This is a genomic window from Lapidilactobacillus dextrinicus DSM 20335 (assembly GCF_001436095.1).
Lineage (GTDB): Bacteria > Bacillota > Bacilli > Lactobacillales > Lactobacillaceae > Lapidilactobacillus > Lapidilactobacillus dextrinicus.
This window is the reverse complement of record NZ_AYYK01000008.1, coordinates 295-23,978: the sequence shown is the minus strand read 5'-3', so window position 1 is coordinate 23,978 and position 23,684 is coordinate 295. Positions and strand designations below refer to the sequence as shown.

Annotated in this window: 19 protein-coding genes and 1 pseudogene; 16 read left to right on the top strand and 4 right to left on the bottom strand. The window is 37.9% G+C overall.

From position 1 onward, the window contains the following. Positions 1 to 62: 62 nt before the first annotated feature. The 12 genes and pseudogenes from FC84_RS04590 (at position 63) to FC84_RS04535 (ending at position 13,086) form a co-directional block, all read left to right on the top strand. Complete coding sequence (locus FC84_RS04590) at positions 63 to 689, top strand: hypothetical protein (RefSeq protein ID WP_057756168.1); 627 nt, start codon at positions 63 to 65, stop codon at positions 687 to 689. 150 nt (positions 690 to 839) lie between these two features. Next, the gene (gene guaB, locus FC84_RS04585) at positions 840 to 2,324 is read left to right on the top strand and encodes an IMP dehydrogenase (protein ID WP_057756165.1); all 1,485 of its coding nucleotides are present in this window, start codon (positions 840 to 842) and stop codon (positions 2,322 to 2,324) included. A gap of 161 nt (positions 2,325 to 2,485) precedes the next feature. Beyond that, positions 2,486 to 4,039 (top strand): Nramp family divalent metal transporter, encoded by a 1,554-nt coding sequence (locus FC84_RS04580; RefSeq protein WP_057756162.1) that lies wholly within the window; start codon positions 2,486 to 2,488, stop codon positions 4,037 to 4,039. A gap of 210 nt (positions 4,040 to 4,249) precedes the next feature. After that, on the top strand, positions 4,250 to 4,690 hold the full coding sequence (locus FC84_RS04575; protein ID WP_057756159.1) for a universal stress protein: 441 nt from the start codon (positions 4,250 to 4,252) through the stop codon (positions 4,688 to 4,690). Between the two features lie 243 nt (positions 4,691 to 4,933). Further along, positions 4,934 to 5,620 (top strand): response regulator transcription factor CroR, encoded by a 687-nt coding sequence (gene croR / locus FC84_RS04570; protein ID WP_057756156.1) that lies wholly within the window; start codon positions 4,934 to 4,936, stop codon positions 5,618 to 5,620. Positions 5,621 to 5,640: 20 nt separating this feature from the next. Beyond that, a complete protein-coding gene (locus tag FC84_RS04565) occupies positions 5,641 to 6,771 on the top strand; it encodes an ATP-binding protein (protein WP_057756660.1) in 1,131 nt (376 codons plus the stop codon). A gap of 14 nt (positions 6,772 to 6,785) precedes the next feature. Continuing rightward, positions 6,786 to 8,078, top strand: a complete 1,293-nt coding sequence (locus tag FC84_RS04560; RefSeq protein ID WP_057756153.1) for a serine hydrolase — start codon at positions 6,786 to 6,788, stop codon at positions 8,076 to 8,078. An 82-nt stretch (positions 8,079 to 8,160) separates the two neighbouring features. Beyond that, complete coding sequence (locus FC84_RS04555; RefSeq protein ID WP_057756136.1) at positions 8,161 to 9,711, top strand: UDP-N-acetylmuramoyl-L-alanyl-D-glutamate--2,6-diaminopimelate ligase; 1,551 nt, start codon at positions 8,161 to 8,163, stop codon at positions 9,709 to 9,711. Between the two features lie 34 nt (positions 9,712 to 9,745). Then, positions 9,746 to 10,331, top strand: a pseudogene (locus tag FC84_RS04550) (amino acid racemase). Positions 10,332 to 10,672: 341 nt separating this feature from the next. Continuing rightward, on the top strand, positions 10,673 to 11,572 hold the full coding sequence (locus FC84_RS04545; RefSeq protein WP_057756133.1) for a metal ABC transporter solute-binding protein, Zn/Mn family: 900 nt from the start codon (positions 10,673 to 10,675) through the stop codon (positions 11,570 to 11,572). 30 nt (positions 11,573 to 11,602) lie between these two features. Continuing rightward, the gene (locus tag FC84_RS04540) at positions 11,603 to 12,295 is read left to right on the top strand and encodes a metal ABC transporter ATP-binding protein (protein WP_057756130.1); all 693 of its coding nucleotides are present in this window, start codon (positions 11,603 to 11,605) and stop codon (positions 12,293 to 12,295) included. After that, positions 12,295 to 13,086, top strand: coding sequence for a metal ABC transporter permease (locus tag FC84_RS04535; RefSeq protein ID WP_057756127.1), 792 nt, complete (start codon positions 12,295 to 12,297; stop codon positions 13,084 to 13,086). Before FC84_RS04540 ends, FC84_RS04535 begins: the two co-directional genes overlap by 1 nt. Before the next feature lie 566 nt (positions 13,087 to 13,652). Here the strand turns inward: FC84_RS04535 and FC84_RS04530 are convergent. Together FC84_RS04530 and pepF are read right to left on the bottom strand one after the other, a co-directional pair. After that, positions 13,653 to 13,832: an aspartate/glutamate racemase family protein gene (locus FC84_RS04530; protein ID WP_057756124.1), complete on the bottom strand. Its 180-nt coding sequence runs from the start codon at positions 13,830 to 13,832 to the stop codon at positions 13,653 to 13,655. Positions 13,833 to 13,912: 80 nt separating this feature from the next. After that, a complete protein-coding gene (pepF, locus tag FC84_RS04525) occupies positions 13,913 to 15,724 on the bottom strand; it encodes an oligoendopeptidase F (protein WP_057756122.1) in 1,812 nt (603 codons plus the stop codon). A 199-nt stretch (positions 15,725 to 15,923) separates the two neighbouring features. Between pepF and FC84_RS04520 the strand changes: the two genes are divergently transcribed. Beyond that, on the top strand, positions 15,924 to 17,042 hold the full coding sequence (locus FC84_RS04520) for an LCP family glycopolymer transferase (RefSeq protein WP_057756118.1): 1,119 nt from the start codon (positions 15,924 to 15,926) through the stop codon (positions 17,040 to 17,042). A gap of 235 nt (positions 17,043 to 17,277) precedes the next feature. Here FC84_RS04520 and FC84_RS04515 read toward each other — a convergent pair whose 3' ends face one another. After that, positions 17,278 to 17,829 carry a TetR/AcrR family transcriptional regulator gene (locus tag FC84_RS04515; RefSeq protein WP_057756114.1) on the bottom strand — a complete coding sequence of 184 codons (552 nt, stop codon included), beginning with the start codon at positions 17,827 to 17,829 and terminating at the stop codon, positions 17,278 to 17,280. A gap of 279 nt (positions 17,830 to 18,108) precedes the next feature. Between FC84_RS04515 and FC84_RS04510 the strand changes: the two genes are divergently transcribed. Both FC84_RS04510 and FC84_RS04505 read left to right on the top strand, forming a co-directional pair. Further along, on the top strand, positions 18,109 to 19,593 hold the full coding sequence (locus FC84_RS04510; protein WP_057756112.1) for a UDP-N-acetylmuramoyl-L-alanyl-D-glutamate--2,6-diaminopimelate ligase: 1,485 nt from the start codon (positions 18,109 to 18,111) through the stop codon (positions 19,591 to 19,593). Between the two features lie 36 nt (positions 19,594 to 19,629). Next, entirely contained in the window at positions 19,630 to 20,883 is a 1,254-nt protein-coding gene (locus FC84_RS04505; RefSeq protein ID WP_057756109.1) for a dicarboxylate/amino acid:cation symporter, read from the top strand. A gap of 90 nt (positions 20,884 to 20,973) precedes the next feature. On the opposite strand, the gene FC84_RS09085 is transcribed toward FC84_RS04505, so the two are convergent. After that, the gene (locus FC84_RS09085; protein ID WP_225733067.1) at positions 20,974 to 21,729 is read right to left on the bottom strand and encodes an aggregation-promoting factor C-terminal-like domain-containing protein; all 756 of its coding nucleotides are present in this window, start codon (positions 21,727 to 21,729) and stop codon (positions 20,974 to 20,976) included. Between the two features lie 354 nt (positions 21,730 to 22,083). Between FC84_RS09085 and FC84_RS04495 the strand changes: the two genes are divergently transcribed. Continuing rightward, complete coding sequence (locus FC84_RS04495; protein ID WP_057756106.1) at positions 22,084 to 23,625, top strand: ABC-F family ATP-binding cassette domain-containing protein; 1,542 nt, start codon at positions 22,084 to 22,086, stop codon at positions 23,623 to 23,625. Positions 23,626 to 23,684 lie beyond the last annotated feature (59 nt).

Here is a 23,684-nt window from a genome sequence, read left to right as displayed (position 1 = left end):
TATATTTGAATAGTTAACTTCTAAAAAATAAAAATTTTTAGTTGATAAGGAGTTTTTAATCTATGGTTAAAAAGAAAAAAAGTAGCGAGGAGCATTATTTAGTAAGGGGATTGATCTTTTTCTTATGGCTATTTTTACAATTGTGCAATGCTTTTATCACATTGGCCGTTTTTGATGCTTACGGCAATGAGTACTATATTAAGAGTTCGGTTGCTTGGCCTATTTTTACAGCATTAGTAGTATATTTGCTTATTAGATATTTCAATTATTGGATTTGTCGACTATTAGGGTATCATGCAGAAAGTGAGCTGCATAATGTAGAAGCTTATTTTGATTTAGTTGGTAATTTGCATGGTGGATATTCCTTCCCAACATTTGTAAGAACAACGAGTCAGTACAAAAAACTCTATCGATCGCGCAGTCACTTTTTCCAAGCAATATTTTATATTGGTTTTGTTCTTATAACTGCGGGAACTGCGGGATTACTCATGTACGTCGAATTTCAACTTTTTAATCGGCATATTCCCAACAATGCAATAATATTTGTGGGAACTGTGGTTATTCTAATAATAATCTTGTACCTTGTAGCGCAAATTTATTATGCTATCTTTCCGAAAATATTCCATTTAAAAGTTATCTTAATGGAACATGATCAACCGGTTTTTGCACGTCCCTCCAAAAGTAAGTAGGGAGTATCGCGATGACGTAGAATGTCAGTTTTTAAATGTAATAATTAAAAAAACATGTGTTAAGCATCTGGAAAATCATAAGTTTACTGCTATAATTGACAACAACTATTAATCAATGCACTAAAATAATATATCTGGGGGCTGTATTTAATGAGTAATTGGGACCACAAGTTTGTAAAAGAAGCGCTGACCTTTGATGATGTATTGCTAGTTCCAGCTGAAAGTCATGTTTTGCCGCATGATGTTGATCTAGCAGTTGATTTAGCACCTAATTTACATTTAAATGTACCAATCCTGAGTGCTAGTATGGATACTGTTACTGAGGCTAACATGGCCATTGCAATGGCGCGTCAAGGCGGTTTAGGTGTTATTCATAAGAATATGAGTATCGCTCAACAAGCTGACGAGGTTCGCAAAGTTAAACGCTCCGAAAGCGGCGTTATAACGGATCCTTTTTACATGACACCTGATCATCCGGCTAAAGAAGCGGCTGAATTAATGCGTCGTTATCGAATTAGTGGTGTACCCGTCGTTGCAGATAAAGAAAGCCTGAAGTTAATTGGGATTGTCACTAACCGGGACTTACGCTTTGTCACCGATTTTGATGAACCAGTTGAAAAAGTGATGACGAGTGATAATTTAATTACTGCAAAAACAGGAACATCATTGCTTGATGCAGAAAAGATTTTGCAACAATTTCGAATTGAAAAGTTACCGCTTGTCGATGATGAAGGATGTCTAAGTGGCTTAATTACCATTAAAGATATTGAAAATGTCAAACAATATCCTAACTCAGCAAAAGATGACGAAGGTCGTTTATTGGTTGCTGCTGCCGTTGGTGTTACTTCAGATACATTCGAACGCGCACAGGCTTTATTTGATGCTGGTGCAGATGCCATTATTATTGATACAGCCCATGGTCACTCTGCAGGTGTGTTGCGTAAGATTTCTGAAATTCGTGCAGCATTTCCTGGTAAAACTTTAATTGCTGGGAATGTAGCAACAGCTTCTGGTACGGCTGCTTTATTTGATGCCGGTGTTGATGTTGTTAAAGTCGGCATTGGACCTGGTTCAATTTGTACAACTAGAATTGTTGCTGGTGTGGGTGTTCCCCAGATAACAGCAATTTATGATGCTGCAACTGAAGCACGCAAACGTGGAAAAGCCATTATTGCCGATGGCGGTATTAAATTCTCTGGCGATATTGTCAAAGCTTTGGCTGCTGGTGGAACTGCAGTGATGTTAGGTAGTATGTTGGCAGGTACAGATGAAGCGCCTGGTGAATTTGAAATTTTCCAAGGTCGTCGTTTCAAGACTTATCGCGGCATGGGTTCTTTAGCAGCAATGTCACATGGTTCTGCTGATCGTTATTTCCAATCTGGTGTTAATGAAGCGGACAAATTGGTTCCAGAAGGAATTGAAGGCCGCGTTGCTTATAAAGGTGCTCTAGCTGATGTTATTTTCCAAATGGAAGGTGGCTTACGCTCTGGTATGGGTTATGTCGGTGCTGCTAATATTTTAGAATTACAAGATAAGGCACAATTTGTTAAAATTACCGGTGCTGGTTTACGCGAATCACATCCTCACGATGTACAAATTACTAAAGAGGCACCAAATTATAGTATTGGCGATTAAGCGAGTAGAATAGGAATTGGGAGAACCTCTCAATTCCTTTTTTATTTGTCTAAAAATGTAAGCGATTAACTTTAAAAAGTTTTGGCGGGCCTAATTTTCTTCTTCACATCTGTTAACAAAAGTGTAAAATGTAATTGATAGAATGAGAAAGGGTGGGATTAATGGCAGAAAAGGAACATCATAAACTGGTTGAATACGCAAACGGGCCTTCGCTAGAAGAAATCAACGGTACTGTTGAAGTACCAAAGGGTAAAGGCTTTTGGCGAACTTTGCTTGCGTATTCAGGTCCAGGTGCATTAGTAGCTGTTGGCTACATGGATCCAGGTAACTGGTCCACAAGTATTACTGGGGGGCAAAACTTCGGTTATTTGCTCATGTCCATTATTTTAATCTCAAGTTTGATTGCCATGTTGCTACAAAATATGGCCTCTAAACTTGGTATTGTGACTCAAATGGATTTGGCCCAAGCGATTCGGGCACATACAAGTAAAAAATTAGGTATCGTGCTTTGGATTATGACCGAACTTGCAATTATGGCCACCGATATTGCTGAAGTTATCGGTGCCGCTATTGCCTTGTATTTATTATTTGGAATTCCAATTATTATTGCCGTTTTCTTGACGGTTTTAGATGTTTTGGTATTATTACTTTTAACAAAAATTGGTTTTCGTAAAATTGAAGCAATTGTTGTTGCCTTGATTTTAGTTATTCTATTAGTATTTGTTTATCAGGTTGCATTATCCGATCCTGATTGGGGTGCGGTTATTAAAGGCTTTATCCCTTCAGCTGGTACAATTGCCACACATCCAACTATTAACGGGATGACACCGCTAAGTGGGGCTTTGGGTATTATTGGGGCAACAGTGATGCCACATAACTTGTATTTGCACTCAGCAATTTCACAGACACGTAAGATTAATCATAAGGATGAAGACGAAGTTGCAACAGCCGTTCGTTTCAGTCAATGGGATTCAAATATTCAGTTAACTGCGGCTTTTGTTGTTAATGCTTTACTCTTAATCATGGGTGTGGCAGTTTTCAAATCAGGCTCGGTTAAAGATCCCTCCTTCTTCGGCTTGTATGCAGCTTTGTCGGATACGTCAACTTTAAGTAATGGTGTTTTAATTTCAGTCGCACGTTCAGGTATCTTATCAACATTATTTGCGGTTGCCTTGTTAGCATCTGGTCAGAACTCAACAATTACCGGAACATTAACTGGTCAGGTGATCATGGAAGGGTTCGTTAATTTAAGGATGCCTCTATGGGCTCGTCGTTTAATCACTCGGTTACTTTCTGTTATTCCTGTTATTATCTGTGTGCTCATGACGGGACGCTTGAATACTGTTGATCAACATGAGGCGTTAAATACATTGATGAATAACTCACAGGTCTTCTTGGCATTTGCGTTGCCATTTTCAATGTTGCCATTGCTCGTTTTGACTAATAGCCGCAATGAGATGGGCCAACGTTTCAAGAACTCTGGTTGGGTTAAGGTCTGTGGCTGGGTTTCCGTTCTGGGGTTGACTTTCTTGAATATGCTTAACTTGCCAGATTCATTTGCTGCCTTTTTAGGTGCCAATGCAACTGCTAGTGAAATTGAAATGGCACATATTTTTGCTTATATTGCTATTGTCTTGATTCTAGCTTTACTTGCTTGGTGTATGTATGATTTATATCGTTTTGATAAAAAACTCAGTGGTCAAAAAGAAGCTTAGCTATCTATCAATAATTATAATGATGAAAGATGGGACAATTTAAATTGTCCTATCTTTTTTTATCCTAATAGTTGATATCTAAAAAGGTTGCGTTATTATAATCGGTCAAAAGCATAGTTATTGCGCTATTCTTTATCGTTCTGTTAATCTTGGTTTATCAGGTGGATAGTTGTATTGTAGTGGTAAAAAGATTGAAAGGGTGGATTAATGATGGATACAAAAGATATTTATTTCAAAAAAATTCTCGTTGCCGTTGATGATTCCGAAGATAGTATCAAAGCATTCCGGTATGCCGTTCATCGCGCACTCAAGGATGATCTTGGGTTAACGATCGTTTCAATTCTCGAAGAAAACGTGATTAACGTTTATCAAGCACTAACGAAAGATTTTATTCATGGTAAACGTGAAGATCTAACGAAGCACGTTGAAGAATATCGTGAACAAGCCCTTGCTGCTGGCGTTAAAGACGTCGATGTTTGGGTCGGTGCTGGTATTCCCGGTGAGGAAATTGTCAATCATGTTATTCCTGAAGTAAAACCTGATTTATTGGTTATAGGGGCCAAAGCTAAAAAAGGCATTACTAAAATGTTTGGTAGCCAAGCGGCATACATGGCCAAGAATTCGCCAATTTCGGTTTTAGTTGTTCGTTAGTTTTATCAAAAAAGTGGGGCAAATTAATTTGCTTCACTTTTTTTATTTAGTATGCTGTTTCTCAATTGCTTAAGTATTATTGTCTTTTTAATGCAATTCAGAATTTTTAGAGAAATTTAAGACGGTGTTTGATACAATTGATCTGTATAAACAATTTTAGAATTAGGGAAACTGGCTTAATTTAGTGAGTCTTAGTTTCAAAAAACAAAACGGAAACGTTTATCCATTCAGAAGGTGATTAATATGAAAATCCTGATTGTTGATGATGACAAAGAAATTGTTGAACTATTAAGTATTTATGCAAAAAATGAAGGCTATGATCCGGTTACAGCCTTAACTGGCCGTGAGGCGATTACTAAACTGGCAACAAATCCCGAGATTGCGTTAATGATTCTTGATATTATGATGCCAAACATGTCGGGTATTGATGTGATTAAGGAAGTTCGTAAAGAATCTGATATTCCTATTATTATCGTTTCAGCTAAAACAACAGATATGGATAAGATTCAAGGTTTAATTACAGGTGCTGATGATTACGTCTCTAAACCATTCAATCCATTGGAAGTAATGGCACGAGTTAAATCGTTATTACGGCGTGCTAACGCCCAAATGACCTCTAATGAACCTGATCGTTTGGAAGTGGGACCCTTAATTATTGATAAGGATTCTCACGAGGTAACAACGTTAACTGGTCAACAAATTCAATTAACGGCATTAGAATTTGGTATTTTATATTTATTGGCCAGCCATCCTAATCGGGTTTTTTCTGCGGATGAAATTTTTGAACGTGTTTGGCAACAAGAAAGTATTGTTTCGGCTAAGACTGTCATGGTTCATGTTAGTCATTTGCGCGATAAGATTGAAGAAGCAACGGGCGGAGAAAAAGTAATTGAAACTGTCTGGGGCGTTGGCTATAAGGTGGAAGCATAATGGACGAGCAACCACAAAAAATTATTTTAAAGACGCGTGAAAAATGGGAACTATTTGTTGAGGGAATTGTGACCGTTGCTTTGTTATTGCTATTAAATTTTGCGGTTATGATTTTGATTGATCAAGCGATTAATTCTAATCAAGGATTGATCGATGGCATTTATCAAATCAAACAAGCAATGACGATTGGTCCTTGGCATTTATGGAGCTGGCAAAGGCTCTTCTTCATTGCCTTAGCTGTCTTTGATGCAATTGTTGTTTATTGGCGTTTAATTAGACGTTATCACAATATGCAGATGCGCCATATCATCGAAGAGTTGCACTACATTGCTAATGGCCATATTGATCATCGCGTTAACCTTAAGGTAAATGGCTATTTGAACGAAGTCGTTGACAGTATCAATGCTTTAGTAGACAGTACTGTTAATTCTATGCAAGAAGAACGCAAGATCGAAGCTAGCAAAGATGAGCTGATCACCAATGTTAGTCATGATATTCGGACGCCACTAACCTCAATTATTGGTTATTTAGGTTTAATTGAAGATGGTCAGTATCAAAATGTTGACGATATCTTGCGTTATAACCACATTGCTTTTGAAAAGACTAAACAAATGAAATCTTTGGTTGAAGATTTGTTTGAATTTACGAAGGTTCAACAAACCCATACGAAGTTGCAAATTCAGCGCTTTGATTTAGCTTCAATGCTGGAGCAATTGACTGCAGATTTTGAGTTAGAGGCGCAAAAACGCGAAATGGTGATTGAAGTTAACGTTGAGCAGCGGCCAATTATGATGCAGGCTGATTCTGGTAAGTTAGTTCGTGTCTTCAGTAATTTAATTGTTAATGCTTTTAAATATGGGACAGATGCAACGAAGATCGTGCTAAGTGCTCATGAAGAAAAAAATGATGTGGTGATTAGTGTCGCTAACGATGGTCGCCAAATCCCTCAAAAAGATTTAGAGAATATTTTTGAACGTTTTTATCGAGTGGAAGGTTCACGCTCCTCAGAAACCGGTGGATCCGGACTAGGATTAGCGATCGCACAAAGCATTGTTAAATTGCATAATGGCGAAATTTATGCGACTTCTAATGAATACAAAACCGCCTTTAATATCATTTTACCGATAAATACTGTTCAAAAAGAAGATTAGTGGAGGCAATCGTTTTGAAAGCGAAGTTACAACATCTATTTTTATGTTTAGTACTGGCGTTAGGATTCGTTAGTATTTCTAGTGCATTGGTTGCTCAACAATCAGTTGCTGCAGCAGCCAGCGTTGCAGTACCGGAAACAACCATAGCTGCAAAAGCTGGTATTGCAGTGGATGCTGACTCAGGTCAAATCTTGGCAGAAAAAGATAGTCAAAAAGTTTTGCCAATTGCGTCAATGTCTAAATTATTATCGATTTATTTAGTTTTAAAGGCAGTTAAAGAAGGCAAACTTAGCTGGTCTAAACAACTAAAACCCTCAGCTTTGGCTTACTCATTAAGCCAAAACATGGAACTATCCAACATTCCGTTTGAAGAAGGCGTCTCCTATTCTGCTAAAGAATTATACGAAGCTAGTTTGATTTATTCTGCCAATTCAGCAATCATGGTATTGGCTGATGCAATTAGTGGTAGTCAAAATAAGTTTGTTGATGCCATGAAGGCCCAGCTAAAAGAATGGGGCATTAATGATGAAAAAATTGTTAATGTAAGTGGTCTTCCTAATTCATATTTAGGTGACAACCGTTATCCTGGTTCAAGTAGTGCTGATGAAAATAAACTCAGTGCTCGAGATGTTGCGGTTATTGCCAAACATGTGCTTGATGAATTTCCTGAAGTTTTAACAACAGCTAGTCAAACCAACTTACCTTTCCATGGCACAACCTATTCTAACTGGAATTTAATGTTGAAAGGTCAAACAGCTGCAGAAAGTGATCTTCCTGTTGATGGCTTGAAGACTGGGACCGGGGATGCTGCTGGGGATTGTTTTGTCGGTACTGTAAAAAAGAATGGCTTCCGAGTTATCACGGTTATCTTACATGCCGATGGTCAAGAAGCTGACACAGCCAAACGATTTACAGCAACTGCAGCTTTGATGCATAACGTTTATCAAAATTGGGAAATCAAAACTGTTTTAAAGAAAAATGAAGCCAATTCAGCATTAACACCAGTTAAAGTCACAAATAGTAAACAAACTTCTGTTAAGGTAGTTCCTGGTGAAACGGTTAAAATGTTATTACCTAAGTCAACTAAAGCATCACAATTGAACTTCACGGTAAGCAATAGTAATGTTAGTCGTACGGCACCAATTAAAAAAGGTGATCACTTAGGCAAAGTAGACTTACCAGCAATTGGCTCTGGCTATTTAAGTGGCACCACTGCTCAAGCTGTACCAGTACTTGCACAACAATCAGTTAAGGCTTTAACTTGGTGGCAAAAGGCATGGCATAACATGACGGGCTTGTTTAGTTAAACTAAGCAAAATCGTTGCACTTTATTTTTAATAACGCGACAATAAAGATATTTTTCTGTTGAACTTAAAAAGGGGTTTTATCATGGCAATCACGCTTGAAGCATGTATTTTAATTTTAAAAGAACATCATATTTTGAAGAGTAGTGCAATTCAAGATAATTTAACACAACGTTTTGAAAATGCATCTTATGTTTCACAAACGGTTCAACCTAAATCAATCTTTTTCTGTAAAGGTGCTGATTTTCGGCCTACTTACGTCCAGGAAGCTAAGGATAAAGGGGCTATTTGCTACGTTGCTGAACAACCATATGCAGAAGGTAATGGTATGCATGCCTTGATTGTACGCAATATTCGCAAGGCGATGGCTTTATTAGCACAGGCTTTTTACGGATATCCACAAGATGAATTATTTGTGATTGCTTATACGGGTACTAAGGGCAAAACGACTTCAGCGTACTTTACGCGTGGTATTTTAGATCGGATGAATGATCAACATACTGCATTATTTTCTACGGTGGATACAGTTATCGGTCTTGAAGAAGCTGATACATTCAAATCAGCATTGACGACTTCAGAATCCCTAGACTTGTTCCGAAATATGCGCAAGGCTGTTGATAATGGTATGACAGAACTTGTCATGGAAGTTTCTTCTCAAGCTTATAAAGAAAGTCGTGTTTTTGGTTTAACTTATGATATCGGTATCTTTTTAAACATTTCACCTGATCATATTGGGCCAAGAGAACATCCTAATTTTGCTGATTATTTACATTGTAAAATACAATTACTAGTTAATTCACGTAAATGCATTATTAATGCTGAAACAGACTATTTTGATCAGGTTTATGCGGCAGCGACAACGACGACTGAACCAGATAGCATTTATCTGTACGCCTCAGATACTTTTGAAGCACCGGAAGATCTCAAGATCGATTTTCGTTATCACAGTGAGGAAGCCGATCTCGCTCAAAGTCGTTTTAAATTAAAAGCCGACTCTTTGAAAGCAGAACAATTACGGATTACCGGTGACTACGCCTTAGATTTAATTGGTGATTATAATGTCAATAATGCGTCTGCTGCTATTATAAGTTCCGGTCTTGCTGGTGCAGTGTATCCCGAGACAGCGCAAGGAATTGCTCATGTTGCAGTTCCTGGTCGAATGGAAAAGACAGACATTCCCGGCCATGGTCGGGTCTATGTTGACTATGCTCACAATTATGCCAGCATGATGGCATTATTAACATTCCTGCAAAATGAATACGATAACGCGAAATTAATCTTAGTTGTTGGTGCACCTGGTGATAAAGGCATTTCACGTCGGGAGGGCTTTGCTAAAGCGATCAATCAATTAAAGCCAAGAGTCTTTATCACTAGCGATGATCCCGGATTTGAAGATCCCGAAGATATTGCTGATCAAATTGTCAGTGGTATCAATCAGGAAGAAGTTCAAGTGACAATTGAATTAGATCGAGCTAAAGCCATTGAAGCTGCAATTATGGCAAGTCAACCTGGCGATATTGTGGTATTAGCTGGTAAGGGAACGGATCCTTATCAAAAGGTTCGTGGTGTAGATACACCTTGGCCAACTGATATGGTAGTTGCACGTGGTATTGCTGATAAAATTGAAGAGAATTAACAATCATGAAAAAGTTTTTTCTGTTTTAGGTGGTATGGGAACGATGGCGACGGAAAGCTATCTCCATATTTTAAATTCCCGGACACCGGCTAACTAAGGATCAGGATTATCTTAATTATTTATTGGTTAATGATGCAACAGTTCCTGGTCGAATAAGTTATATTCTCGATCATACTCAGCCTAATTTTTATGATGATTTGCGCGAAGATATTTTGCAACAATCACAATTGAATTCAGAATTCTTTGTCATGGTTTGTAATACAGCACATTATTTCTACAATGATTTGCGGTCTTTGACATCAATTCCACTTTTACACATGCCCTGTATCGCTGTCGATTATTTACATCAACAGTATCCAGAAGAAAAACGCATCGGTTGTGAAGTCGTTTATGGTGATGATAGTATTCAACCAAAGGTAAATGAGTTGATTTATACAGATATCAAAGAAAATAATAAAGTAGATGCAGATTTATATCATGAGATCTTGTAAGAAATGCATGATAAGTTCGGTCTTAATGTTATTGTGCTTGGTTGTACCGAGCTATCATTAACTCAAGAAAAGGCGCCAGATCATCCCTATCAGGTGATTGATGCGCAAAGTATGCTGATCAGACTTTAACACTAGCTACTCATGCACAAAAAATTAATGCACGTCGTCAAGTTTGGACTATTTATACTTTCTTAGTTTGGTATCAAGATTACTTCATTAATATTGACCAATTTCAAAGTATTAACAAAATTAAATAAAAAAATTTTGAAATCGATCTGAAAAGATCGATTTTTTTGTAATCCTTATGTCTATGGGCTAATCTAAAGTAAGTAGATTAAATTGGTTATTTTTGTAAACGCTTGATGTTATGCATGCTCTTATGCGCATTTGACGATATTTTTTTAATTAGCTAAACTGGTCAATGTTGCAACAAAAGGCGCATTAGAGTGGGGAAAAGGGAGTTTACCAATATGAAAAAAATGAAAACAACGATTTCGATATTATTACTTTTTTTAAGTGTCATTGTACTAGCAGCTTGTGGGCAACAGACGACAAAGTCTAATCACAAAATTCAAGTGGTGACGTCAACTAATTTTTATGCCGAGCCAGCAGCTAAGATTCTGGGCAAGTACGGTCAAGTAACCAGTTTAATTAACTCAACCAGCGTTGATCCGCACGATTACACAGCAACAACAGCTGACGCCAAAAAGACTGCCGCAGCTAACGTTGTGATTATGAATGGCGCAGGTTATGATTCTTGGTTAAACAAATTAGTTAAAAGTAATCAATCATCACAAGCTAAAGTCGTCAATGTTGCTCAGGATATTCGCCAGCTACCTAATGGCGAAAACGAACATTTATGGTATGATTTTAACAATATGGTCAAATTAACTAATCGCTTGACTAGTATTTTCAGTAAACAGCAACCTGCCCAACGCGAAGTTTTTCAGAACAACAGTGCTAAATATATCGCCCAACTTAAAGACTTACAAAAACAAACAATACAATTGAAATCAGTGTTTTCAGGTCAATCGGTGATGATTACAGAGCCGGTCTTTAATTATGTTTTGCAAGCTTTGGATATGAAGATTGTCAATCAGGATTTTGCGCAGGACATTGAAGACGGCGCTGATCCTAAACCAACCGAACTACAAAAAATGAAATCACAATTGAAACATAAAAAAGTTACTTTTTTGGTGGTGAATCGCCAAGTAGAAAGTTCATTAATTAATGGACTAATTAAAACAGCCAAGGCCGCTGACGTTCCGGTTGTTTATGTAACAGAAACAATGCCTAAAAATCAGACTTATATAACTTGGATGAAAGAGGAGTTACAGCAATTATCAAAAATTGCTAAGGCAAATCAATAATTCTAATAAAATTGATAGAGGAGATAAATCATGACGGCGATCATTACTGCAGAGAATTTAACCATGCATTTTGGCGATAAAGATGTTTTTGATCAACTGAATTTTGAGATACGTTCAGGAGAAAAAATCAGCTTAATCGGTCATAATGGTGTTGGTAAGTCAACATTGGTTAAATTGATTATTGGTCTATTGAAACCAACTTCGGGCATGATTAAACGCCATGAAGTGAATTCACGTAAAATCCGAATTGGCTATGTGCCCCAATTTCGCAATATTGATGCCGACGCACCTTTGTCAATTGCCAGTTTCGTTGCTTTAAATATTGGCAGTAGTTGGCACCCTTGGCTAACCAAGTCAGAAAAAAGTAAAGTTGCGGCGGTTTTGGAACAAACACATCTTAAGGAACTTAAAGATCGACCGTTAGCACTTGCTTCTGGTGGTGAACGTCAACGAGCTTATCTGGCACAAGCTTTGTTGGCCAATCCTGATTTACTTATTTTAGATGAAGCGACTGCAAGTATGGATGTTGATGCCAAGCAAGAAATTATGACGCTGGTTGATCAAATTGTAACTGATCAAAAAATGACATTGCTGTTTGTAAGTCATGATTTGGAATTAACGAAACAGTATACGGACCGTTACTTTTTATTAGCAGAGCAGAAAATTTCAACAGGTTCCAGCAAGCAGATTGATGCAGAAACGTTGAAAGGAGTTGAAGTTTAATGTTCGCCTTTGATTTTATGCGCCATGCTTTTGTAGCTAGTACCTTTATTGCATTAACTTGTGGCATTATTGGTGTTTTTGTTGTTGCGCGTGAGTTGTCGTTTTTAACGCATATGTTATCTGAAATTGGGTTTGCTGGTGCTTCGTTTGCAGCGTTTGCTAGTATTTCACCGTTAGTCGGTATGTTAGCCTTCACTCTCACGAGTAGTGCCTTAATTAGCGGCCTCTCAGTAGAAAAAGCACGCCGTGAATCAACGATTAGTGCTGTTTCTTCTTTGTTCATTGGCTCAGGAATTTTATTCCTTGCCTTAGCTAATAAGAGTTCTAAATATGCTACACAAATCTTATTTGGCAGTATTATTGGGATTAGCCTTCAAGGTGTTTGGCAGTTAGTGATTTTATCATTGGTTGTTTTATTGACAATCTGGATCGTTTTTCGACCCTTAATGTTTGATTCCTTTGATCCGGTTGGTGCTAAGGCCAACGGTGTTCGTACACAATTGATTAGTGTCATCTTTTTAATTTTACTGGCGGTTAGTGTTAGCGTTGGTGCTCAAATTGTTGGTTCAATGTTAGTTTTTATTTTAATGACGATTCCTGCATCGACGGCTAAAGCATTGGGGCGCAGTATTAAGCAACTACTACTGATCTCGGTAGCTACCGCCTTACTAGGTGTATGGCTAGGGATTTGGCTGGCCTATATTACCAATTGGCCCGCAACATTCTTTATTGCTGTTATTGAAGTGGCTTTTTATTTAGTGGCTTTATTAATACAACGGCAAAGAGCCTAATTTATTCAATCAAAAAGACGCACAGGATTTGCTCCTGTGCGTCTTTTAGTATGTTTTAATCTAGACCATAATCAAATAATTGTTGATAAAGTGTTAGTTCGGCTGGTTCGTGCTTACTGCTCATAAATTCAATGTTTTGTTTAACCTGATCGGTTTGAAGTAAGTGGCGCTTTGCTAACTGATGTTTTAAATTGTTGCCTAAGCCAGTATAAATTTCAGGGGACTGGGCAAATTGTTGCTGAATTAATTTAGCAATAAATGGATAGTGGGTACACCCCAGTACAATAGCATCAACTTGTTCGCGTTGTGGGAAAGTTAGTAATTTGGTTAGATAACTTTTAATTTGGGTGATGTTTTCAGTACCCCCCTCAATTAAATCGGCCAGTCCCGAGCACGGTAGTGAGTAAATATTAGCTTGGTTAATGAAACGAGCTTGTTGAGCCTGATATTTAGGTGAGTGAATGGTTAATGGTGTTGCTAAAACTAAAATGTTTTGCTTACCAACATCGACTGCTTCTTTAAGTGCCGGTTCAATCCCGAGATGGGTAACTGTGGGTATTTCTCCATTAATACTGGTTTAGCGCGCTAGTTGCAGTATTACAGGCGATGACAATACTTTTAACATCTTTTGCGATTAGTTGCTGAACAACTTGATCAGCTAATTTAAAGACAAGTTCGCGACTTTTCTCACCATAAGGAGCATTAGCTGAATCACCAAAAAAGATAAAGTCTTCGTGGGGCAACATTTCTGTTAATACTTTTAAAGTGCTAATGCCACCGACTCCTGAGTCAAAAACAGCAATGGGTTTTGTTACATCGAGTATTTTTAATCCTTCTTAATTAAACTTTCTAATTCGTTAAGGCGCTTTTCGAAGACGGCAAAAGCCGCTTCTAAATAATCTGGTTGAGTCATATCAAGGCCAGCTTTTTTCATAGTGTTGAGCGCGTAGTCTGAACTACCTGACTTAAGGAAGTCTAGGTAACGGTTGACGGCAGGTTGGCCATTTGTCAACATCAATTGTGACAATGTTGAAGCGGCAGCAAAACCAGTTGCATATTGATAAACATAATAATTGTAGTAGAAATGTGGGATTCTAGACCATTCTAAGGCAATCTCGGGATCTTCAGCAACAGCTGGTCCATAATAACGTGCGTTTAAATCGCCATAATAGTCATCGAGGACATCAGCGGTGAGCGGTTCGCCAGCTGCATCAGCAGTGTGAATAAAGTGTTCAAATTCAGCAAACTGTGTTTGACGGAAGACCGTGCCTTTAAAACCATCTAAATAGTAGTTGAGTAAATAAGCTCGCACTTGAGGATCTGTCTGGGTTTGTAACAAGTATTCTGTTAACAGATTCTCATTAGTTGTTGAGGCAATTTCGGCTAAGAAGATAGGATAGTCGCCGTATTGATAAGGTTGGTTATGCCGCGTGTACCAACTATGGACGCTATGACCAGTTTCATGAACTAACGTATAAAGACTATTAACACTATCTTGCCAGTTCAATAACTCATAAGGGGCTGTGTCATAGGCACCGCCAGAGTAAGCGCCACTTGTTTTGCCTTTGCTTTCAACCACATCGATATAGCGGTTATTGAAGATTTCATCAACATGGCTTAGATAATCTTCGCCAAGGACAGCTAACGCCTTACGTGCTTCAACTTTAGCTTCGTCATAGGTGTAGTTTAGTGGTGGTTCACCAGTTAATGGCACATACATGTCATACATGTGAAGCTCGGCAACGCCTAATAGTTGTTTGCGTAGTGCGACATAACGATGCAATAGCGGTAAGTGAGCGTTGACTTGTTCAACTAAAGTATCATAGACACTTTCTGGGATATTATCAGCAGCCATTGCAGCAGTACGAGCATTTGGATAATGATGGGCAGTTGCCATAAAGTTATGACTTTTAACATTACCAGTCAAAGTTTGGGCTAGCGTATTCTGGAATTGATCATAAACACTGTATAAAGCAGCAAAAGCATCTTGGCGAACGGCTCGATCTGTTGATTCAATTAAAGCACCATAGAGGCCGTTAGATAATTGAACAGTGTCGCCATTTTCATCTTCTACATAGGGGAATTCTAAATCAGAATCACTTAAGACACTAAAAGTTTGGCTAGAAGCGTCAAAAATCTCAGCAGCGCCACTTAATAAGGCCTCAGTTTGGGCATCCAAAATGTGGTCTTTTTTAAGGCGTAAATTCTCTAAATAATGAGAATATTCGTGTAACCGTGGCTCATCCTGCACGAATGTTGTCAATTGCTCATCTGTGATGGCAATAATTTCTGGTTCCATAAAGGCAATATCAGCCTGAATTTTAGCGGCTAGGGAACTAACGCGTGCTAATAGACCTTGATAGTGGTTATTAGCATTGTCTTGATTACTTTTCATGGAAGCATAGACGTAAAGCTTCTCTAATTTGCGAAAAGTATCGTGAGCTTGTACCAAGACGTCATATAGATTAGTTGCAGATTGGCCAACTTTGCCGGCAAACTGGCGGACAGTTGTTGTCATCTCCTTAACAATTTTAAGATCGTTTTCCCAATCTTGTTCAGTGGGGTAGATTAATTCAAGGTTCCAAGTTAAAGCCTCGGGAACTTCTGCGCGAGTTGGTAATATTTTTGCTTCACTCATTATAAAAACTCCTAATTGATTTAATTAATTAACATTATAGGCTTTATCGCTCAACCTGCCTAGAAAAGTTGCTGCTAATGAGGTAATTTAATAATAAGGAGTTGATTACTTAAAAGAGTTTTAAATTAATGGGATAATTTAGCGGCTTGTGCAATTTTGTATTAATCTAAAGCTACTAGAAGAAATTGGAGTCGATAAAATGGAACGGCAAAAACGACGTAAACTACGACGAAATGAATCACTAGCAGTTTCACTTAAAAAAGAAGCAAAACATCCGGGTCTACGACTAACAGGTTTAATTATCCTGGCGGTTGTTTTTGTTTTGGGTGCTTATGTATTACGATTATATGGGCAAACTAAGAGTGCAATTGATTCAACGTTTCAATCTGCAGGTAGTGTTGAATCAGCAACGGTATTTCGTGATAAAAAGCCCTTTTCACTATTGTTATTAGGTGCGGATACAGGTGCCTTAGGACGAACACAACAAGGAAATTCTGATACGATGATTATCGTAACGGTTAACCCCAAGACGAATAAGACGGTCTTAACCAGCATCCCGCGTGATACAATGGCTAAAATTATTGGAATGCAAGAATTTACAGTTGAGAAAATTAACGCAGCTTATATGCATGGTGGCTCAAAAATGGCGCTAGCAACAGTTGATAAGCTTTTGGATGTGCCGATTGATTATTATGTCACAGTTAATATGGGTGGCCTGGAGAAAGTTGTGAACGCCGTTGGTGGTGTTGACGTTAAAGTACCGTTTAGCTTTAGCTATGATGGTTCAACTTTCAAGAAGGGCAAGCAACATTTAAATGGTAAAGAGGCACTGGCCTTTTCGCGGATGCGTTATCAGGATCCTAATAATGATTACGGTCGCCAATTACGGCAACGTCAGATTATTACTGGCGTTATTAAGGCCGCAATGTCTACCGGAACGTTGGCAAACTTCAAAGATGTATTAGCCTCTGTTTCAGAAAATATGAAGACTAACTTGACCTTTAATGATATGATGACAATTTTCCAAAATTACCGAACAGCCGGTAAGACGATTAAGAGTGATCATATTCAAGGTGTAAATGCGACGGTTAAGGGTTCTTCTTACCAGATTGCACCAACTAGCGAGTTACAGCGAGTCTCTAATAAAATCCGTGGAGAGTTAGGACTGCAGAAGAAAAAACTATCTAATGAAGAAGTACGTCAGAATAAACTAAATGCGGCGCAAGGATTTGTCTTTGATAGTCCGACCGTTGATCAATACTTTACGATTTTCCCAGAATATGTGGAGACCCAAGAAACAGATACACTTAATTATTAAAAATAATTATTCCAATAATAAAAAGCGCATCAGGATAAAATCCTGATGCGTTTTTTTTTCTGACGCTGACTAAGGACTTAAACACAAGGGGGGGAGATTCATTAAAGTCAAGGTTCCTTAGTCAACGAAAAAATGAAGAAGTCCTATTACTTCCAAGGGTCATTCTACCATCCGTTAACTTCTTCTGTCATTAGACATAAGTGATGATTAGTCTGATTTTTTGACAGTTCTAGTATTAAAGTTTAGGCGAGTAATGCTTAATATCTTGAATGAGTTTGGCAAATTTCTCTGCAATATCTTTAGGCGGGATTTGATAGCCACCAATAATCCAATCAACTAACGTTCCGGCACAGCCATAACCAAAGAACTCGGCATAAAATCGGCGATCATAATCAGATAAACGTTGATCTGAATTAATCTCAGTTAACATATCTTCCAGTCGAGCTTGAATCACTTTTGAGAAGGTCAACAGTAATGTGTTTTGATCACTAACAGCAGTATTGGTGTAGAAAGCCTTGTGCTCATTAATTGATGTGAGCATTTTTTTAGTTTGTTCGAGCCAATTATCAAGCGTGACCTGATCTTTATCGAAATAAGTAAAGCTAAGCTCATGATAGGTATAGCTTAGCAAATCATATTTATCATGGAAATGATAATAGAAACTTTGGCGATGCATATCAACTTCACGTGTGATTTGAGATACGGTCAATTTATTGAAGTCTTGATGCTCGGTTAAGGTTAATAAGGCGTTCATAAAGGCGTGTTTAGTGATGTATTCGTTACTCATATTATTGTTTCCCCCTGGTTGCTAGCTATATTTTACACAAAATGGGAACCAATAGACAACTAAATCTACGGACTTAAATAAATAACTCACTTGATTGATGACTAAAAGATGACCTGTCACCGTAATGTTCACAAATAATTCAATCTTTTATATAATATTTTGTGTATAATATTTTTTATTGAGTTTATTTGTGTATAATAGTTTTTATTGAGTTTATTTGTGATTAGTTTGAATAATAGTTGTTTTTGCGCTACTTAATAATTGATGGAGATGAAAGTTATGAAGATATCTGATTGTGCCGCATTCTTACAGACGAGCCACCATGATCACCAAGCTTTATTAGCAAGAAATGACGAGTTAACTGACTTAACTCAAAACACGAAGACGGTTAAACCTGGGTGTTGCTTCGTTGCAATTAAAGGGCAACGATTCGATGGTCATGAACATGTTCAAGAAGTGGCAGATGCGGGTGCAAAGATGATTATTGTGGAACATCCAGTTGAAATACAGGGCGATGTTTTGATCATCACGGTACCTAATTCGTATAAGGCACTGGCACAATTAAGTACGTGTTTCTTTAACGATCCTAGTCAGCATTTGTTGATGTTTGGGGTTACGGGTACTAATGGTAAAACCACAACGACTCATCTGATCGAAAAAATTATGGCTGATCACAATGTCCAAACAGGTATTATTGGCACAATGTATAGTAAAGTTGGCACCAAGAAATTACCAGCTGTTAATACAACCCCTGAACCTTACGCTGCTCAAAAGACATTAAGTGAAATGGTTGCTGCTCATGATCAGGCTTGTGCAATGGAAGTTTCATCAATTGCTTTGGTTCAAGGTCGAACTTGGGGAATTGATTTTGATACTGCGGTTTTTACTAATTTAACCGAAGACCATTTAGACTACCATAAGACGTTTGAAAATTATTTTGATGCTAAGGCGTTATTGTTCTCGCAATTGGGTAATAGTTATCACAGCGATGCTAAAAAGAAGACGGCTGTCATTAACATTGATGATCCCGATGGCCGACGCTTAATCGAAAAAACAGCTGCTAATGTGTTAACTTATGGTACTAAGGGTGAAGGAATTTTACAGGCTAAAAGTATCGAAATCACCAATAAAGGGACACATTTTGATTTACAAGTTTATGATGAATCTTATCCAGTGACACTGAAATTAATGGGTAATTTTAATGTTTATAATGCGCTTGCTGCCTTTGGTGCTTGTTATGAACATGGATTACAACCGGAAGAAATCATTACATCGCTTGAAGAAGTTCAAGGTGTTCGTGGTCGCTTCCAAGTTGTACCGAATGATCAAGATATTACGGTAATTGTTGATTATGCTCATACACCAGATGGCTTAGAGAATGTATTAAGTACCATTAATTCATTTGCTAAACAGCGAGTATTCTGTGTTGTTGGTTGTGGCGGTGATCGGGAAACGACTAAACGGCCAATTATGGGTAATATTGCCGTTCAACATTCAACTGATGCTGTCTTAACTTCAGATAACCCCCGGACAGAAGATCCAGAAAAGATTTTGGATCAAGTCGTTGCAGAACTAGCGCCCCACACATTTACCCGTATCACTGACCGTCGAGAAGCGATTCATTACGCTTTAAGTCAAGCTCAAGCTGGTGACGTTGTGTTAATTGCAGGTAAAGGGCATGAAGATTATCAAATTATCGGAACAATGAAACATCACTTTGATGATGTTGAGGTTGTTAATGATTACTTTAACCATCAATCATAAGATGGCGCGAATTAAAAAAGACGGAGTGAGATGGCAATGAAAGATTTTTGGAAGAATTATCGTAGTACGTTATTAATTTTGGTGGGCTTAATCCTAGGCGGAATTGCCGGAGCCGTTTGGGGCACTAAAGTTGATGTGGTTAAACCGTTAGGCGATTTGTTTTTGAACTTGATGTATATGATTTTAATCCCCTTAGTTTTCTTTAGTATTTCTTCTTCGATTGGGAGTATGACGGAAGTTAAACGTTTGGGTAAAATTTTAGGCGCGACGTTAGGCGTCTTCTTAGGAACAGCCCTGGTTTCAGCTATTCTTGGTTATATTTGTGTCTTGGTCTTTAAACCTATTCAAGGAATTGACATGTCTAGCGTCAAAAGTATGATGGGTACTGTTAAAGGTGCTAGTAATAGTAGCAGTTCACCATTGGCTCAAATAGTGGCAACTTTTACAGTTGATGATTTTAGCAAGATTTTGTCCAAGGGCAATATGCTATCCTTAATTGTTGTATCTGTTTTGGTTGGTGTCGCCGCTTCTGCATCAGGTAAAGCGGCTGAACCCTTTACTAAGGTTTTGGCAGCTGGCAATGTGGTGACGATGCGAATTGTTAAATACATTATGTATTATGCACCAATTGGACTAGGTTGTTTCTTTGCGACGGTGATTGGTAATCTCGGCGCAGAAATGGTGGGCAGTTATTTACGGACGTTAGTCATTTATATTGGTTATACGGCGTTCTATTTCTTTATTGTGATGAGTTGTTATGCTTATATTGCTGGTGGTCGGCTTGGTTTTCGCAAGTTGTGGCAGAATATTGGTATTCCAGCTATTACAGCGGTCGCGACTAGTTCGTCGGCAGCGTCAATTCCCGTTAACTTAGAATATACGAAGAAAATCGGGGTTACACCTGACATTGCTGATACGGTGATTCCTCTGGGCGCGAATGTTCATAAAGATGGTTCTGTAGTTGGTGGTATTTTAAAGACAACCTTCTTATTCGTCCTCTTTGGTAAAAGTATTTCGACGCCTAAAGATGCGCTGCTCATTATTGCTGTTGGCTTTTTGGTTGGGGTGGTTATGAGCGCTATTCCTGGTGGTGGTTTTGTTGCTGAAACAGTTATTATTACCATATTCGGCTTTCCAATGACTGCTTTACCACTTATTTTAATTATCAGTGAGATTATTGATATTCCTGCAACCTTGTTAAATTCAACGAGTAACGTTACTTCGGCGATGTTAATTACACGGATTGTTGAGGGCAAAGATTGGCTTAAACGCGTTGCTACTAGTAAATAAAAACACTTCTAAAAAGAAACAAAAAAGATCTGCAAATCAAGTTTGATTTGCAGATCTTTTTACGATTTAAGGTTTTATTCAAATGATTGGTTAGTACCAACCGTTAGCGTTCCAATGAGCTAAGGCATTTGACCAAGATCCGTAACGTGATGTGACATAGCTGTTAGCAACACGTTCTTGGTTAGCTGGTGAATAGTCACCATTAAGATAACTAGCAGATAATTGATATTTACCAACATATTGACCATTGCGGGCAGTGTAACTACCACCTGACTCACGAGAAGCAATTGTTGCTTTAGCGCTGGCATCAGAACCAGTTGCTGTAGATGCTGTTGTGTTATTAGTAGTGGTTGTTTTAGTTGGTTGAGTAGCTGCTGTTGTTTTTACCGTTGCTTTTTGTGCTGCGGCTTTTGCTGCATTTTCTTTAGCTTGCTGTTCAGCCTTTTGCTTAGCGATTTTTTGTGCCTCAACTTTAGCTTGTTCGGCTTTCTCTGCTGCTAATTTTTCAGTGGCTGCTTTTTTAGCAGCTGCGACTTTTTTAGCCTGTTCAGCTTTCTTTTTAGCAATTTCTTCTTGTTGCTTTTGATTGGCAAGTTGTTCAGCTGTATTAGCTGTTTGTTGTGCATGACGTTCTTGAGCGGTAGCAAGTGTTTCTTGCTCTTGAACCATTTTATTGACTGCCGTTACTTTAGCGACCGTTTCAGTGGTTGGATAATAAGCGTGAGTCTCTGCCTGTGCTGTTGGTGCAGCAATAACTGAGCTTAAGTTAGACATGATCATAGCTCCAGCGATCGTGAAACCGAATAAAATTTTAGTTGCTAGCCCTTTATTATGGAAAAACGTCATATTCAATATTTGCCCCTTTAGTGATTCGTAATCTATTCAACGAAAGACAGCATATCATCTGAATATAACAAGCCTATACCATTAATATTACATCTTTAGCTGATTAGCGAAACTTTGTTATCCTTTCGAAATATAAATAAGATTTTGTAATATTACTGTAATAAAAATAGATATTTCTAATCAATGTATCCGTTATTATTTTATTTCGTTCTTGATCGTCGCATGATTTTAGTGGTGTTTATTAATAATTTATTACAGGAACTACTTTAATAATCCTTTTACAATCAGCTTTGTTAGCTTTCTGCTAGTAATAATGGTATAGTTTTAACCATTGTATTTGAAAGGAACTTTATCATGAGTGTATTAACAGTGACTAATTTGAGTCACGCTTTTATTGATAAGACATTGTATGAAGATGCCAGTTTTAAAGTTGAGCGGCAAGATCATATGGGAATTGTTGGCCAAAATGGTGTAGGCAAAAGTACCTTGATCAAGATCATTACGGGAGAAATTCTGCCAGATGCCGGAAATATTGTGTGGCAAAAAAATGCCAATATTGGTTACTTGGATCAATATGCTAACTTACAGGCGGGAACTACAATCCATGATTTCTTAGAGACTGCTTTTGCTGATCTTTTTGAAGCTGAGCAAAAAATGAATCAATTATATGAAGACTATTCGCAAAATTTCAATGATGATCTGTTAGAAAAGGCCGGTCGTTTGCAGACTAAGTTAGAAGAATCGGGCTTTTATGAGATTGAAACTGATATTACGACAGTTGCTAGTGGTCTTGGTTTAGACGATATTGGTTTAGACCGCGATGTTTCTGAATTAAGCGGTGGTCAGCGCTCAAAAGTCATTTTAACGAAGCTATTATTACAGAATCCCGATGTATTATTGCTAGATGAACCGACTAACTATTTAGATACGAAACATATCGATTGGTTAATTGACTATTTAAATGACTTTAATGGTGCGTTTATCGTTATCTCACATGACGATGCTTTTTTGGAACGAGTCACGAATTGTATTTTAGATATTGAATTTGGCAAAATCACACGTTATACCGGAGATTTACAATCTGCCTTTAAACAAAAAGATGAGAATGCTTTAGCTTATCGGCGGGCCTATGCTAAACAACAAGAGCAAATTGAGAAAAGTAAGGCTTATATTCGTAAGTTTAAAGCTGGTTCACGCTCGAAGTCCGCTCGTAGTCGTGAGAAGCAATTAGCTCACTTAGATGTCTTGAAGAAACCTGATCATTTAGTGAAGCCACAAATCGATTTCTTCTATAAAGTAACAGAAAGTCGAATCCTATTAAGTACTGATCAATTATTTTTTGGTTATGAACAGGCTTTGAATAAACAAGCACTAGATTTTTCAGTGGCTCATGACGAGAAGGTATTAATCTCCGGATATAACGGCATTGGTAAATCAACGCTATTAAAGACGATCTTGAATCAGATTCCAGCCATTAGTGGCGATATTGAAATATCACCGACTGTTAAAATTGCCTACTATAATCAGAGTCTCAATTGGCCTCATAAGTTAGCAACGCCTTTGCAATACTTACAAGATATTTATCCGCTAGAGAAGCCTAAAGTTCTACGGCAGACATTAGCCAAGACAGGCTTGACGGCACAACAAGTTTTGTCACCGTTGGTCGATTTATCTGGTGGCGAACAAGCAAAGGTTAAGTTGGCAGAAGTAATGTTAACGCCTGCTAACTTATTAATCTTAGATGAACCAACGAATCATTTGGATGATGCAACTAAGACAGCTTTGAGTAAAGGTATTCAGGAATTTCCGGGAGCCGTTTTATTTGTTACCCATGAAGCCAATTTCTATGATGATACTTGGATTGATAAGAACATTAATATAGAGAAGCTACAGTAATCAATGTCTTTTTAATAATGTAAAAGCAGTAATACCAACGGTTTAAGCCGTTGGTATTA